The 14,476-nt window shown below is 70.8% G+C and carries 14 protein-coding genes; 13 read left to right on the plus strand and 1 reads right to left on the minus strand.

Features of this window, described 5'->3' with window-relative positions; all coding sequences use genetic code 11:
- The 7 genes from ACZ69I_RS32475 to nusB form a co-directional block, all read left to right on the plus strand.
- The coding region (locus ACZ69I_RS32475) for a chorismate synthase (RefSeq protein WP_470836174.1) at positions 1–526 on the plus strand (526 nt) is incomplete at its 5' end.
- Positions 523–1,038 carry a shikimate kinase gene (locus tag ACZ69I_RS32480; RefSeq protein ID WP_467679408.1) on the plus strand — a complete coding sequence of 172 codons (516 nt, stop codon included), beginning with the start codon at positions 523–525 and terminating at the stop codon, positions 1,036–1,038. The genes ACZ69I_RS32475 and ACZ69I_RS32480, both read left to right, overlap by 4 nt.
- Complete coding sequence (gene aroB, locus ACZ69I_RS32485) at positions 1,035–2,132, plus strand: 3-dehydroquinate synthase (RefSeq protein ID WP_467679412.1); 1,098 nt, start codon at positions 1,035–1,037, stop codon at positions 2,130–2,132. The genes ACZ69I_RS32480 and aroB overlap by 4 nt, the downstream gene beginning before the upstream one ends.
- Before the next feature lie 161 nt (positions 2,133–2,293).
- Positions 2,294–3,214 (plus strand): Pro-rich N-terminal domain-containing protein, encoded by a 921-nt coding sequence (locus tag ACZ69I_RS32490; protein WP_467679414.1) that lies wholly within the window; start codon positions 2,294–2,296, stop codon positions 3,212–3,214.
- A gap of 208 nt (positions 3,215–3,422) precedes the next feature.
- Positions 3,423–4,529, plus strand: coding sequence for an aminopeptidase P family protein (locus ACZ69I_RS32495; RefSeq protein ID WP_470836177.1), 1,107 nt, complete (start codon positions 3,423–3,425; stop codon positions 4,527–4,529).
- Positions 4,530–4,586: 57 nt separating this feature from the next.
- Positions 4,587–5,153, plus strand: coding sequence for an elongation factor P (gene efp / locus ACZ69I_RS32500; RefSeq protein ID WP_055543676.1), 567 nt, complete (start codon positions 4,587–4,589; stop codon positions 5,151–5,153).
- 2 nt (positions 5,154–5,155) lie between these two features.
- Positions 5,156–5,590 carry a transcription antitermination factor NusB gene (nusB, locus tag ACZ69I_RS32505; RefSeq protein WP_467679419.1) on the plus strand — a complete coding sequence of 145 codons (435 nt, stop codon included), beginning with the start codon at positions 5,156–5,158 and terminating at the stop codon, positions 5,588–5,590.
- A 200-nt stretch (positions 5,591–5,790) separates the two neighbouring features.
- On the opposite strand, the gene bldD is transcribed toward nusB, so the two are convergent.
- A complete protein-coding gene (gene bldD / locus ACZ69I_RS32510; protein ID WP_030787240.1) occupies positions 5,791–6,291 on the minus strand; it encodes a transcriptional regulator BldD in 501 nt (166 codons plus the stop codon).
- A gap of 224 nt (positions 6,292–6,515) precedes the next feature.
- Between bldD and pyrR the strand changes: the two genes are divergently transcribed.
- The 6 genes from pyrR to carB all read left to right on the plus strand — a co-directional run bounded on the left by pyrR (position 6,516) and on the right by carB (position 14,472).
- Positions 6,516–7,079, plus strand: a complete 564-nt coding sequence (gene pyrR, locus ACZ69I_RS32515) for a bifunctional pyr operon transcriptional regulator/uracil phosphoribosyltransferase PyrR (protein ID WP_470836180.1) — start codon at positions 6,516–6,518, stop codon at positions 7,077–7,079.
- Positions 7,080–7,163: 84 nt separating this feature from the next.
- Positions 7,164–8,144 carry an aspartate carbamoyltransferase catalytic subunit gene (locus ACZ69I_RS32520; RefSeq protein WP_150182823.1) on the plus strand — a complete coding sequence of 327 codons (981 nt, stop codon included), beginning with the start codon at positions 7,164–7,166 and terminating at the stop codon, positions 8,142–8,144.
- Positions 8,145–8,146: 2 nt separating this feature from the next.
- On the plus strand, positions 8,147–9,433 hold the full coding sequence (locus ACZ69I_RS32525) for a dihydroorotase (protein WP_467679423.1): 1,287 nt from the start codon (positions 8,147–8,149) through the stop codon (positions 9,431–9,433).
- Positions 9,430–10,002, plus strand: a complete 573-nt coding sequence (locus tag ACZ69I_RS32530) for a PH-like domain-containing protein (RefSeq protein ID WP_467679425.1) — start codon at positions 9,430–9,432, stop codon at positions 10,000–10,002. The genes ACZ69I_RS32525 and ACZ69I_RS32530 overlap by 4 nt, the downstream gene beginning before the upstream one ends.
- Positions 9,999–11,171: a glutamine-hydrolyzing carbamoyl-phosphate synthase small subunit gene (carA, locus tag ACZ69I_RS32535; protein WP_470836181.1), complete on the plus strand. Its 1,173-nt coding sequence runs from the start codon at positions 9,999–10,001 to the stop codon at positions 11,169–11,171. Before ACZ69I_RS32530 ends, carA begins: the two co-directional genes overlap by 4 nt.
- Positions 11,164–14,472, plus strand: a complete 3,309-nt coding sequence (gene carB / locus ACZ69I_RS32540) for a carbamoyl-phosphate synthase large subunit (RefSeq protein WP_467679429.1) — start codon at positions 11,164–11,166, stop codon at positions 14,470–14,472. The genes carA and carB overlap by 8 nt, the downstream gene beginning before the upstream one ends.
- Positions 14,473–14,476: the final 4 nt, after the last annotated feature.

The following is a 14,476-nucleotide window of genomic DNA, read 5'->3' on the forward strand; positions in this document are numbered from 1 at the left end:
CCTGGGTGGGGTGGTGGAGGTGCTTGCCTATGGGGTGCCGGTGGGTCTGGGCTCGCATGTGCACTGGGACCGTCGGCTGGATGCGCGGCTTGCGGCGGCGCTGATGGGTATCCAGGCGATCAAGGGTGTTGAGGTGGGGGACGGGTTCGATCTGGCGCGGGTGCCGGGGTCGCAGGCGCATGACGAGATCGTCGCCACGGAGGGCGGCATCCGGCGTACGTCGGGTCGGTCCGGGGGGACGGAGGGTGGTCTGTCCACGGGTGAGGTGGTGCGGGTGCGGGCGGCGATGAAGCCGATCGCGACGGTGCCGCGGGCGTTGGCGACGGTGGATGTGGCGACGGGTGAGGCGACCAAGGCGCATCATCAGCGTTCTGATGTGTGTGCGGTGCCCGCGGCGGGGATCGTCGCGGAGGCGATGGTGGCGCTGGTTCTGGCCGATGCGGTCACGGAGAAGTTCGGTGGCGACAGCGTGCCCGAGACCCGGCGCAACGTGCGCTCCTACCTCGACAACCTGCAGATCCGGTGACCGGCCCGCAGGTCGTCCTCGTCGGCCCCATGGGCGTGGGCAAGACGACGGTCGGCGAGCTGCTCGCCGACCGGCTCGGCTGCTCGTTCCGGGACACCGACGCCGACATCGTGGCCTCGCAGGGCCGTGAGATCTCCGACATCTTCGTCGACGAGGGCGAGGCGTACTTCCGTGCGCTGGAGCGGGCCGCCGTGGCGACCGCGCTCACGGAACACGACGGGGTCCTCGCCCTCGGCGGCGGCGCCGTCATCGACGAGTCGACCCGCGCGCTGCTCGGCGAGCACCCCGTGGTCTGCCTCTCGATGGAGGTCGAGGAGGCCGTCCAGCGCACCGGGCTCAACCAGGCCCGCCCGCTGCTCGCGGTCAACCCCCGCAGGCAGTGGCGCGAGCTGATGGACGCCCGCCGTCCGCTGTACGCCGAAGTCGCCCGCGCGGTCGTCGCCACCGACGGCCGCACCCCCGATGAGGTCGCCCGAGCGGTCCTCGACGCACTGGAGTTGAAGGAAGCATGACGACGGAGCAGACCCCCACCCGTATCCACGTCGGCGGCACCGCCGGTTCGGATCCGTACGAGGTCCTGGTCGGTCGGCAGCTCCTCGGCGAGCTGCCCGGCCTCATCGGCGACCAGGTCAAGCGGGTCGCCGTGATCCACCCCGAGGCGCTCGCCGACACCGGCGACGCGCTCCGCCAGGACCTCGCCGACCAGGGCTACGAGGCGGTCGCCATCCAGGTGCCGAACGCCGAGGAGGCCAAGACCGCCGAGGTCGCCGCGTACTGCTGGAAGGCGCTCGGCCAGTCCGGCTTCACGCGCAGCGACGTCATCGTCGGCGTCGGCGGCGGCTCCTCCACCGACCTCGCCGGGTTCGTGGCGGCGACCTGGCTGCGCGGCGTGCGGTGGATCGCCGTACCGACCACGGTGCTCGGCATGGTGGACGCGGCCGTCGGCGGCAAGACGGGCATCAACACCGCCGAGGGCAAGAACCTCGTCGGCTCGTTCCACCCGCCTGCCGGAGTCCTCTGCGACCTCGCGGCGCTCGACTCGCTGCCGGTGCACGACTACGTCTCAGGGCTCGCGGAGATCATCAAGGCCGGTTTCATCGCCGACCCGGCGATCCTGGAGCTCATCGAGGCGGACCCCGAGGCGGCCCGTACGCCCGCGGGCCCGCACACCGCCGAGCTCATCGAGCGCTCCATCAAGGTCAAGGCCGAGGTCGTCTCCGGCGACCTCAAGGAGGCGGGCCTGCGCGAGATCCTCAACTACGGGCACACCCTCGCGCACGCCATCGAGAAGAACGAGCGCTACAAGTGGCGGCACGGCGCCGCGGTCTCCGTCGGCATGCACTTCGCGGCCGAACTCGGCCGTCTGGCAGGCCGCCTCGACGACGCCACGGCCGACCGGCACCGTACGATCCTCGAATCGGTCGGCCTGCCGCTGACCTACCGCTACGACCAGTGGCCCAAGCTGCTCGAGACCATGAAGGTCGACAAGAAGTCCCGCGGTGACCTGCTGCGCTTCATCGTCCTCGACGGCCTCGGCAAGCCGACCGTCCTGGAGGGTCCCGACCCGGCCGTGCTGCTCGCCGCCTACGGCGAAGTCGGCCAGTAGGACCAGCAATACCCGCTTCACGTGGCCGCGCAATCCGGCCACGGGCACGTCATGGCCTCCCCGGCCGTTCACACAACGGCGGCCGGGGACGGTACCGTTCGGTAACGGGCGGCCGGCTGCCGCCCGACCAGCGTCAGTCGCACGAGACGGAGTGGCACCGGATGCAGCACGCAGTGGGATCTCCGCTGCCGCCGCCCCACCAGCCGGGGCACGGACCGGCCACCGGCTGGTCGCCGGCCGCACACCACCCGAGCGCTCCGCCTCCCGGAGCGTCGGTGCACCCGGCGGTGGCTCCCGGGTTCACGGGCGCCCCCGGAGCGCACGCCCCCGGACAGGCGCCGCACGCCGCGCACGCGCAGGGGCAGCCCCCGATGCCGCACGCCCCCGTGGCGCCCCAGCCCCCTCAGCACGGCCCCGGCCCGGTGCCGCCGCCCCCGGACACGACCGGGCACGTCCAGCTGCCGCCGGGCGGCCCCGTCGCCATGCCGAGCCCGCCGCAGGGCACGGCACCGACCGACACCGGCGCCACGACGCTCGCCGTACTGCTCATCGGCCCCGCGGGCGCGGGCAAGACGAGCGTCGCCAAGTACTGGGCCGAGCACCGGCGCGTGCCGACCGCCCACATCAGCCTCGACGACGTACGGGAATGGGTGCGCTCGGGGTTCGCCGACCCCCAGTCGGGCTGGAACGACCACTCCGAGGCGCAGTACCGCCTGGCCCGCCGCACCTGCGGCTTCGCCGCGCGCAACTTCCTCGCCAACGGCATCTCCTGCATCCTCGACGACGCGGTCTTCCCGGACCGGCCGGTCGTCGGCCTCGGTGGCTGGAAGCGGCACGTGGGCCCCGGCCTGCTGCCCGTGGTCCTGCTCCCCGGACTGGAGATCGTCCTGGAGCGCAACGCCGAGCGCTGCGGCAACCGCCGTCTGACGGACGAGGAAGTGGCCCGCATCCACGGCCGCATGGCCGGCTGGTACGGCTCGGGCCTGCCCATCATCGACAACTCCCAACTGGACGTCCCCGCCACGGCCCAGGTCCTGGACGACGTCCTGGCCCGCGCCATCGCGAGCCCCCCGAAGTGGTAGCCCTGGTCCTGGCCCTGGGCCACGGCTGAGGATCGCGGCGAGCCCGGCCACGGCAGGCACCCTGACCGGGACGGCGACGGGATCGGCCGCGACAGCCGAGAGCCTGCGGCATGTCCCCGGCCGGGTCCGGTACGGGTCCGGTGGCGGCGACCGCCCGGTCGGACGCGTCCGCCGGGCCGTGCGGGCGCGGCGCTCGTAGGCTCGCCCCATGTCAGAGGTGTACGCGGTCCGCAGGGAGCGGGTCCGGGAGCGCTGTGCCGCCGGTGGTGGCGCGGCGGCGTTGATCTCCCGGCCCGCCAATGTCCGCTATCTCGCCGGTGCCGCTCCCGCCGGAGCCGTACTCCTCGTCGGCAAGGACGAGGACGTACTGCTGTGCGGGAGTCCGCCCGGCGACGAGCCGCGCGAGGGGCGGCCCGACGAGGCGCTGCGGCTGCGGTCGCTGCCGTCACCGGGCGCCGACCCGGCCGTCGCGGCGGCCGGTCTGGCGGTCGCCCAGGGCGCGGACGCCCTGGCCGTCGAGGAGCACCACCTGACGGTCGCCCGGCACCACGCGGTCGAGTCCGTCGCGCCGCGGCTGCGCCTGACGGACCTGGGCACGGCCGTCGAACAGCTGCGCCTGGTCAAGGACACGGAGGAGCTCTCCTGTCTGCGCATCGCCGCCGAGATCGCCGACCAGGCGCTGGGCGAGCTCCTCGAGTCCATCCTCGTGGGACGTACGGAGCGGCACCTGGCACTGGAGCTGGAGCGGCGGCTCATCGACCACGGCGCGGACGGCCCCGCGTTCCCGACCTCGGTCGGCACCGGCCCGAACTCCGGCAAGGGCGGCCACCGGCCCTCGGACCGACGGGTGGAGGAAGGGGACTTCCTCTCCGTGTGCCTGGGGGCGAGCTACCGCGGTTACCGCTGCGAGATCGGGCGTACGTTCGTCATCGGCACGTCGCCCGCCGACTGGCAGATCGAGCTGTACGACCTGGTCTTCGCCGCGCAGCGGGCCGGTCGTGAGGCACTTCTGCCCGGTGCCGCCTGCCGTGACGTGGACCGGGCGGCACGCCACGTACTGGACTCGGCGGGCTATATGGAAGGGCTCGCTCCGCTCACTGGACATGGTGTGGGGCTCGAAATCGACGAGGACCCGCAGTTGGCGCCCGCGGCCATGGGTAAACTGGATGCCTGCGTGCCGGTCACCGTCGAACCGGGGGTTCACCTCCCGGGCCGGGGTGGTGTCCGGATCGATGACACGCTCGTCGTGCGCCCCGAGGCGGACGGCGGACCCGAGCTACTCACCATCACGACCAAGGAACTGCTCGCGCTCTGACGCGCGTGCGCGTCCGGGGTCGTCCACCAGTCAGTCAGTGCAGGAGATTCCGCAACCGTGGCTTCCACGAACGACCTCAAGAACGGCCTGGTGCTCAAGCTCGAAGGCGGCCAGCTCTGGTCCGTCGTCGAGTTCCAGCACGTCAAGCCCGGCAAGGGCCCGGCCTTCGTGCGCACCAAGCTCAAGAACGTGCTCTCCGGCAAGGTCGTCGACAAGACGTTCAACGCCGGCGTCAAGGTCGACACGGCCACGATTGACAAGCGCGACATGCAGTTCTCCTACATGGACGGCGACTACTTCGTCTTCATGGACATGGAGACCTACGACCAGCTGCACGTCGACCGCAAGGCCGTCGGCGATGCCGCCAACTTCCTGATCGAGGGCTTCACCGCCTCCGTCGCGCAGCACGAGGGCGAGGTGCTCTACGTCGAGCTGCCGGCCGCCGTCGAGCTCGTCATCCAGGAGACCGAGCCGGGTGTCCAGGGCGACCGCTCCACCGGTGGCACCAAGCCCGCCACCCTGGAGACCGGCCACCAGATCCAGGTGCCGCTCTTCATCACCACGGGCGAGAAGATCAAGGTCGACACCCGTGACAGCGGCTACCTCGGCCGGGTGAACAGCTAACCGTGGCTGCTCGTAACACGGCCCGCAAGCGCGCCTTCCAGATCCTCTTCGAGGCGGACCAGCGCGGCACCGACGTCCTGACGGTCCTCGCCGACTGGGTGCGCCACTCGCGGTCCGACACCCGGCAGCCGCCGGTGAGCGAGTACACCATGGAGCTCGTCGAGGGGTACGCGGAGCACGAACGCCGCATCGACGAACTCATCGCGCAGTACGCCGTCGGATGGACCCTGGACCGCATGCCGGTCGTCGACCGGAACATCCTGCGACTCGGTGCCTACGAGCTCATCTGGGTCGACGGGACGCCGGACGCCGTGGTCCTCGACGAGGCGGTCCAGCTCGCCAAGGAGTTCTCCACGGACGAGTCGCCGTCCTTCGTCAACGGACTGCTCGGACGCTTCAAGGACCTGAAGCCGTCCCTGCGCCGGGACGAGGAGTAAGGCGTCGTCGTACGTCATCGGAGGGCCCGCAGCAATCCGCTGCGGGCCCTCCGATTTTCTCCGGGGGCCGCTCGGTCCGCCGGTGGAATGGACGGCCGGGCGAAATGCTCCGGGAAATGCGAAAAGCCGCCGGGGTGGCCGCGCCTTTCGGCTGCGGCCACCCCGGCGGCACGTTTCTGCTGGTGTCTCGCGTGGTGGGATCAGACCTCTTCGTGCGCGACGGCGCGACGCGCGTCGGCGTCCAGGACGCCCCAGCTGATCAGCTGCTCGGTCAGCACCGAGGGGGACTGGTCGTAGATGACGGCGAGGGTGCGCAGGTCGTCCTGGCGGATCGAGAGCACCTTGCCGTTGTAGTCACCGCGCTGCGACTGGATCGTGGCGGCATAGCGCTGGAGCGGGCCCGCCTTCTCCTGCGGGACGTGCGCGAGGCGCTCCAGGTCGAGAACGAGCTTGGGCGGCGGCTCGGCGGCGCCACCAGGAGCGGTGCCCGGAAGGAGCTCCTGCACGGGGACGCCGTAGAAGTCCGCCAGTTCGGCGAGGCGCTGCACGGTCACGGCACGGTCGCCGCGCTCGTACGACCCCACGACGACCGCCTTCCAGCGTCCCTGGGACTTCTCCTCGACACCGTGGAGGGAAAGGCCCTGCTGGGTACGGATCGCGCGGAGCTTGGCCCCGAGCTGCTTGGCGTATTCGCTGGACATATAGCTCCCCGGACGCTGCGACAATCATGCGGCTCCGCCGCGTGGCTGGTAACTCACTGTGAGGTTACGCAGCGTTACTTGCTTGCGTCAAGCCGAATGGTCCTTACCGCCCCATCGGTGGAGCCCGATGACGTGCTCCCTCTTGAGTACTGGTACCGTGGATGGCGCAATTTCGACGTCCTTTAACGTCCGTCCTGTGAGGCGGAGAAGGAGGTCCGTTTCATATGGACACGAATGACTCCGGTGTCGCGCGCCCTGTGCTCGAAGGGCCGGACATCGCGCGGGTGTTGACCCGCATCGCTCACGAGATCGTCGAGCGCGCCAAGGGCGCCGACGACGTGGTTCTGCTCGGCATTCCCACCCGCGGCGTCTTCCTCGGCCGCCGGCTCGCCGAGAAGCTCGAAGAGATCACCGGCCGCACGATCCCGGTGGGCTCCCTCGACATCACCATGTACCGCGACGACCTGCGCATGCACCCGCCGCGCGCCCTCGCCCGCACCGAGATCCCCGGTGACGGCATCGACGGCCGCCTGGTCGTCCTCGTCGACGACGTGCTCTTCTCCGGCCGCACCATCCGCGCCGCCCTCGACGCCCTGAACGACATCGGCCGCCCCCGCGCGGTGCAGCTCGCCGTGCTCGTCGACCGAGGCCACCGCGAACTGCCCATCCGTGCCGACTACGTGGGCAAGAACCTCCCCACGTCGCTGCGGGAGACGGTCAAGGTGCAGCTCGCCGAGGAGGACGGCCGCGACGCCGTGCTGCTCGGCGCCAAGCCCGCCTCCGCCTAGGACCGGCTTCCTCCCGCACGGGCCCAGGGCACGACCCTGCGCGCCCGCGTGCCCGCAGACCTCCACACACCGGAGTACACGCAGATGATGCGACACCTCATCTCGGCCGCCGACCTCTCCCGCGACGACGCCGTCCTCATCCTCGACACGGCCGAGGAGATGGCGCGCGTCGCCGACCGGCCGATCAAGAAACTTCCCGCCCTGCGCGGCCGCACCGTGGTCAACCTCTTCTTCGAGGACTCGACCCGGACCCGGATCTCCTTCGAGGCCGCCGAGAAGCGCCTCTCCGCCGACGTCATCAACTTCGCCGCCAAGGGGTCGTCCGTCTCCAAGGGCGAATCCCTCAAGGACACCGCCCAGACCCTGGAGGCCATGGGCGTCGACGCCGTCGTCATCCGGCACGGCGCCTCCGGCGCGCCCTACCGCCTGGCCACCTCCGGCTGGATCGACGCCGCCGTCATCAACGCGGGCGACGGCACCCACCAGCACCCCACGCAGGCCCTGCTCGACGCCTTCACCATGCGCCGCCGCCTCGTCGGACCGGACGCCGGGCTCGGCCAGGACCTGGCGGGCAAGCACATCACTCTCGTCGGCGACATCCTGCACAGCCGCGTCGCCCGCTCCAACGTGGACCTGCTGCACACCCTGGGCGCCGAGGTCACCCTCGTCGCCCCGCCCACCCTGGTGCCGGTCGGCGTCGAGCAGTGGCCCTGCGAGGTCAGCTACGACCTGGACCGCGTACTGCCCAAGTCCGACGCCGTGATGATGCTGCGGGTGCAGCGCGAGCGCATGAACGCCGCGTTCTTCCCCACCGAGCGCGAGTACTCGCGGCGCTACGGCCTGGACGGCGAGCGGATGGCGAAGATGCCCGAGCACGCCATCGTCATGCACCCGGGCCCGATGGTCCGCGGCATGGAGATCACCGCCGAGGTCGCCGACTCCGACCGCTGCACGGTCGTCGAGCAGGTCGCCAACGGTGTCTCCATCCGCATGGCCGTCCTCTACCTGCTTCTGGGCGGCAACGAGCCCGCCGTCACCCACACCCGTTCCGAGGAGAGCAAGTAAGCATGAGCAAGATCCTGATTCGTGGTGCGAAGGTGCTCGGCGGCGAGGCGCAGGACGTCCTGATCGACGGCGAGACGATCGCCGGGGTCGGCGCGGGGCTCTCCGCCGAGGGCGCCGAGGTCGTCGAGGCCGGGGGCAAGGTCCTCCTGCCGGGCCTCGTGGACCTCCACACCCACCTGCGCGAGCCGGGCCGCGAGGACTCCGAGACCGTCCTGACCGGCACCCGCGCGGCCGCCTCCGGCGGCTTCACCGCCGTCTTCGCCATGGCCAACACGTTCCCCGTCGCCGACACCGCCGGCGTCGTCGAGCAGGTCTACCGGCTCGGCAAGGAGTCCGGCTACTGCGACGTGCAGCCCATCGGCGCCGTCACCGTCGGCCTGGAGGGCAAGAAGCTCGCCGAGCTCGGCGCCATGCACGAGTCCGCCGCCGGGGTGACCGTCTTCTCCGACGACGGCAAGTGCGTCGACGACGCCGTGATCATGCGCCGCGCCCTGGAGTACGTGAAGGCCTTCGGCGGCGTCGTCGCCCAGCACGCGCAGGAGCCCCGCCTCACCGAGGGCGCCCAGATGAACGAGGGCGTCGTCTCCGCCGAACTGGGTCTCGGCGGCTGGCCCGCGGTGGCCGAGGAGTCGATCATCGCGCGGGACGTCCTGCTCGCCGAGCACGTCGGGTCCCGCGTGCACATCTGCCACCTCTCGACCGCGGGCTCCGTCGAGATCGTGCGCTGGGCCAAGTCGCGCGGCATCGACGTCACCGCGGAGGTCACCCCGCACCACCTCCTCCTCACCGACGAGCTGGTCCGCTCGTACAACCCCGTCTACAAGGTCAACCCGCCGCTGCGCACCGAGCGCGACGTCATGGCCCTGCGCGAGGCCCTCGCGGACGGCACGATCGACATCGTCGCCACCGACCACGCCCCGCACCCGCACGAGGACAAGGACTGCGAGTGGGCCGCTGCCGCCATGGGCATGGTCGGCCTGGAGACCGCGCTCTCCGTCGTGCAGCAGACGATGGTCGAGACCGGCTTGCTGACCTGGGAGGCCGTCGCCGACCGGATGTCCTTCAAGCCCGCCGCGATCGGCGGGGCCACTGGTCACGGCCGCCCCGTCTCGGCAGGTGAGCCCGCGAACCTCGTCCTGGTCGACGCCGATTACCGTGGGGCAGTGGACCCCGCGGGCTTCGCCTCGCGCAGCCGCAACACTCCCTATGAGGGCCGTGAGCTGCCGGGCCGCGTCACGCACACGTGGCTCCGGGGTCGGGCCACGCTCGTCGACGGGAAGCTCGCGTGACATCTCTTCTGGAACTGGCCGCCGAGAAGGAATCGGCGGACGTGACCGACTGGGCCGCACGGCTCGGCTGGGTCGTCGGACTGCTGCTCTTCATCGCGCTCGTCTACTGGCTGATGCGCGAGGGCTGGAAGTGGCGCGGCACGCTCCAGGGCGACCTGCCCGAGCTGCCCGCCGCGCCGGATGACCCGGGCCCGGCCAGACTTGAGCTGAGCGGCCGCTACCACGGCTCGACCACGGCAGGACAGTGGCTCGACCGCATCGTGGCGCACGGCCTGGGCACCCGCAGCCGCGTCGAGCTGACGCTCACCGACGCGGGCCTGGACGTCGTACGCCCCGGCGCGACGGACTTCTTCGTCCCGGTCGCCCAGCTGCGCGAGGCCCGCCTCGACAAGGGCATCGCCGGCAAGGTCCTCACGGAGGGCGGTCTCCTGATCGTCACCTGGGAGCACGGCGGCAAGCTGCTCGACTCCGGCTTCCGCTCGGACCACGCGGCCGAGCAGGCCGAGTGGGTCGAGACGCTCAACAACATGATCGACACGGACAGCACTACGGAAGGCACCGCACGATGACGACCTCCAAGCAGGGGACGGCCTCGCAGAGGAAGGGGGCGCTTCCCGCCGTACTCGTCCTGGAGGACGGCCGCATCTTCCGCGGCCGCGCCTACGGGGCCGCGGGGGAGACCTTCGGCGAAGCGGTGTTCTCCACCGGCATGACCGGCTACCAGGAGACCCTGACCGACCCCTCGTACGACCGCCAGATCGTGGTCGCCACCGCCCCGCAGATCGGCAACACGGGCTGGAACGACGAGGACGACGAGTCCGCCCGCATCTGGGTCAGCGGCTACGTGGTCCGCGACCCCGCCCGCATCCCCTCCAACTGGCGCTCCGCACGCTCGCTCGATGACGAGCTGGTGCGCCAGGGCGTCGTCGGCATCTCCGGCATCGACACCCGCGCCCTCACCCGCCACCTGCGCGAGCGCGGCTCCATGCGCTCCGGCATCTTCTCCGGCGAGACGCTCCCGTCCGACGCCGAGCTCGTCGAGCGCGTCAAGGCGCAGCCCTCGATGAAGGGCCTGAGCCTGTACGAGGAGGTCGCCACCAAGGAGGCGTACGTCGTCCCGGCGGTCGGCGAGAAGCGGTTCACCGTCGCCGCCATCGACCTCGGCATCAAGGGCATGACCCCGCACCGCATGGCCGAGCGCGGCATCGAGGTGCACGTGCTGCCCGCCACCGCCACCGAGGAGGACGTCTACGCCGTCAATCCTGACGGCGTCTTCTTCTCCAACGGCCCCGGCGACCCGGCCACCGCCGACGGACCGGTCGCGCTGATGACCGCCGTGCTGAAGCGGAAGACCCCGCTCTTCGGCATCTGCTTCGGCAACCAGATCCTCGGCCGCGCCCTCGGCTTCGGCACGTACAAGCTGAAGTACGGCCACCGCGGCATCAACCAGCCGGTGCAGGACCGCACCACCGGCAAGGTCGAGGTCACCGCCCACAACCACGGCTTCGCCGTGGACGCGCCGCTCGACAAGGTCAGCGACACCCCCTTCGGGCGCGCCGAGGTCTCCCACGTCTGCCTCAACGACAACGTGGTGGAAGGCCTGCAGCTGCTCGACCAGCCGGCCTTCTCCGTGCAGTACCACCCCGAAGCGGCCGCGGGCCCGCACGACGCCGCGTACCTCTTCGACCGCTTCACGTCTTTGATGAACACCGCTCCGATGGAGGGCCAGCGTGCCTAAGCGCACCGATATCCAGTCCGTCCTGGTCATCGGCTCCGGCCCGATCGTCATCGGTCAGGCCGCCGAGTTCGACTACTCCGGCACCCAGGCGTGCCGGGTCCTCAAGTCCGAGGGCCTGCGCGTCATCCTCGTCAACTCCAACCCGGCGACGATCATGACCGACCCGGAGATCGCCGACGCCACGTACGTCGAGCCGATCACCCCGGAGTTCGTCGAGAAGATCATCGCCAAGGAGCGCCCCGACGCGCTCCTGCCCACCCTGGGCGGCCAGACGGCCCTCAACACGGCCATCTCCATGCACGAGCAGGGCGTCCTCGAGAAGTACGGCGTGGAGCTCATCGGCGCCAATGTCGAGGCCATCAACAAGGGCGAGGACCGCGACCTCTTCAAGGGCGTCGTCGAAGAGGTCAACAAGAAGATCGGGCACGGCGAGTCCGCCCGCTCGTACATCTGCCACTCCATGGACGACGTCCTCAAGGGCGTCGACGAGCTCGGCGGCTACCCCGTCGTCGTCCGCCCCTCCTTCACCATGGGCGGCGCCGGTTCCGGCTTCGCGCACAACGAGGAGGAGCTGCGCCGCATCGCCGGACAGGGCCTCACCCTCTCGCCGACCACCGAGGTGCTCCTGGAGGAGTCCATCCTCGGCTGGAAGGAGTACGAGCTGGAGCTGATGCGCGACAAGAACGACAACGTCGTGGTCGTCTGCTCCATCGAGAACTTCGACCCGATGGGCGTGCACACCGGCGACTCGATCACCGTCGCCCCGTCGATGACGCTCACCGACCGCGAGTACCAGACCCTGCGCGACGTCGGCATCGCGATCATCCGTGAGGTCGGCGTCGACACCGGCGGCTGCAACATCCAGTTCGCGATCAACCCCGAGGACGGTCGCGTGATCGTCATCGAGATGAACCCGCGCGTCTCGCGGTCCTCGGCGCTCGCGTCGAAGGCCACCGGCTTCCCGATCGCGAAGATCGCCGCCAAGCTGGCCGTCGGGTACACCCTCGACGAGATCCCCAACGACATCACCGAGAAGACGCCCGCGTCCTTCGAGCCGTCCCTCGACTACGTCGTCGTCAAGGCCCCGCGCTTCGCCTTCGAGAAGTTCCCGTCCGCCGACTCCACGCTGACGACCACCATGAAGTCGGTCGGCGAGGCCATGGCCATCGGCCGCAACTTCACCGAGGCGCTGCAGAAGGCGCTGCGGTCCCTGGAGAAGAAGGGCTCGCAGTTCACCTTCGTCGGCGAGCCCGGCGACAAGACCGAGCTCCTCGCGGAGGCGATCCGTCCGACCGACGGCCGCATCAACTCCGTCATGCAGGCCATCCGCGCCGGCGCCACCCCCGAGGAGGTCTTCGACGCCACGAAGATCGACCCGTGGTTCGTCGACCAGCTCTTCCTGATCAAGGAGACCGCCGACGAGCTGGCCGCCGCCGAGCGCCTCGACGCCGAGCTGCTCGCCGACGCCAAGCGGCACGGCTTCTCCGACGCCCAGATCGCCGAGATCCGCGACCTGCGCGAGGACGTCGTGCGCGAGGTGCGCCAGGCCCTCGGCGTGCGACCGGTCTACAAGACGGTCGACACCTGCGCCGCCGAGTTCGCCGCGAAGACCCCGTACTTCTACTCCTCGTACGACGAGGAGAGCGAGGTCGCCCCGCGCGAGAAGCCCGCGGTCATCATCCTGGGCTCGGGCCCGAACCGGATCGGCCAGGGCATCGAGTTCGACTACTCCTGCGTCCACGCCTCCTTCGCGCTCAGCGACGCGGGCTACGAGACCGTGATGGTCAACTGCAACCCCGAGACCGTCTCCACCGACTACGACACCTCCGATCGGCTCTACTTCGAGCCGCTCACCCTGGAGGACGTCCTGGAGATCGTCCACGCCGAGGCGCAGGCCGGGCCGATCGCGGGCGTCATCGTCCAGCTCGGCGGCCAGACCCCGCTGGGCCTCGCCCAGGCGCTCAAGGACAACGGCGTGCCGGTCGTCGGCACCCCGCCCGAGGCCATCCACGCCGCCGAGGACCGCGGCGCCTTCGGCCGCGTGCTCGCGGAGGCCGGTCTCCCGGCGCCGAAGCACGGCACCGCGACGACGTTCGCCGAGGCGAAGGCGATCGCCGACGAGATCGGCTACCCGGTCCTGGTCCGCCCCTCGTACGTGCTCGGCGGCCGCGGCATGGAGATCGTGTACGACGAGACGCGCCTGTCCGCGTACATCGAGGAGTCGACCGAGATCAGCCCCTCGCGGCCGGTCCTCGTCGACCGCTTCCTCGACGACGCCATCGAGATCGACGTCGACGCGCTCTACGACGGCGAGGAGCTCTACCTCGGCGGCGTCATGGAGCACATCGAGGAGGCCGGCATCCACTCCGGCGACTCGGCGTGCGCCCTGCCCCCGATCACCCTGGGCGGCTTCGACATCAAGCGCCTGCGCGCCTCCACGGAGGGCATCGCCAAGGGCGTCGGCGTGCGCGGACTGATCAACATCCAGTTCGCGATGGCCGGTGACATCCTCTACGTCCTGGAGGCCAACCCGCGCGCCTCGCGCACCGTCCCCTTCACCTCGAAGGCGACCGCGGTGCCGCTGGCCAAGGCCGCCGCGCGCATCTCGCTCGGCGCGACCGTCGCCGAGCTGCGCGCCGAGGGCATGCTCCCGGCTGTCGGCGACGGCGGCACGCTCCCCATGGACGCGCCGATCTCCGTCAAGGAGGCCGTCATGCCGTGGTCGCGCTTCCGCGACATCCACGGCGCGGGCGTCGACACCGTCCTCGGCCCGGAGATGCGCTCCACGGGCGAGGTCATGGGCATCGACTCGGTCTTCGGCACGGCGTACGCCAAGTCGCAGGCCGGCGCGTACGGCCCGCTGCCGACCAGTGGCCGTGCCTTCATCTCCGTCGCCAACCGCGACAAGCGCTCGATGATCTTCCCGGCGCGCGAACTGGTCGCGCACGGCTTCGAGCTGTTCGCCACGTCCGGCACGGCCGAGGTGCTCAAGCGCAACGGCCTCAACGCCACCGTGGTGCGCAAGCAGTCCGAGGGCGAGGGCCCGAACGGCGAGAAGACCATCGTCCAGCTCATCCACGACGGCGGTGTCGACCTCATCGTCAACACCCCCTACGGCACCGGTGGCCGCCTCGACGGCTACGAGATCCGCACGGCCGCCGTGTCGCGCTCCGTGCCGTGCCTGACGACGGTCCAGGCGCTCGCCGCCGCCGTCCAGGGCATCGACGCGCTCAACCGCGGCGACGTGGGCGTCCGGTCGCTCCAGGAACACGCGGAACGCCTGACCGCGGCCCGCGACTAGCAGC

It is taken from the genome of Streptomyces sp. NPDC036815 (assembly GCF_055609205.1).

What these genes read in the sequence shown, in the direction of transcription:
- aroB (WP_467679412.1), top strand. Translation starts at nt 1,035, where the DNA reads ATGACGACGGAGCAGACCCCCACCCGTATCCACGTCGGCGGCACCGCC.
- ACZ69I_RS32490 (WP_467679414.1), top strand. Translation starts at nt 2,294, where the DNA reads ATGCAGCACGCAGTGGGATCTCCGCTGCCGCCGCCCCACCAGCCGGGG.
- ACZ69I_RS32495 (WP_470836177.1), top strand. Translation starts at nt 3,423, where the DNA reads ATGTCAGAGGTGTACGCGGTCCGCAGGGAGCGGGTCCGGGAGCGCTGT.
- bldD (WP_030787240.1), bottom strand. Translation starts at nt 6,291, where the DNA reads ATGTCCAGCGAATACGCCAAGCAGCTCGGGGCCAAGCTCCGCGCGATC.
- pyrR (WP_470836180.1), top strand. Translation starts at nt 6,516, where the DNA reads ATGGACACGAATGACTCCGGTGTCGCGCGCCCTGTGCTCGAAGGGCCG.
- ACZ69I_RS32520 (WP_150182823.1), top strand. Translation starts at nt 7,164, where the DNA reads ATGATGCGACACCTCATCTCGGCCGCCGACCTCTCCCGCGACGACGCC.
- ACZ69I_RS32525 (WP_467679423.1), top strand. Translation starts at nt 8,147, where the DNA reads ATGAGCAAGATCCTGATTCGTGGTGCGAAGGTGCTCGGCGGCGAGGCG.
- carA (WP_470836181.1), top strand. Translation starts at nt 9,999, where the DNA reads ATGACGACCTCCAAGCAGGGGACGGCCTCGCAGAGGAAGGGGGCGCTT.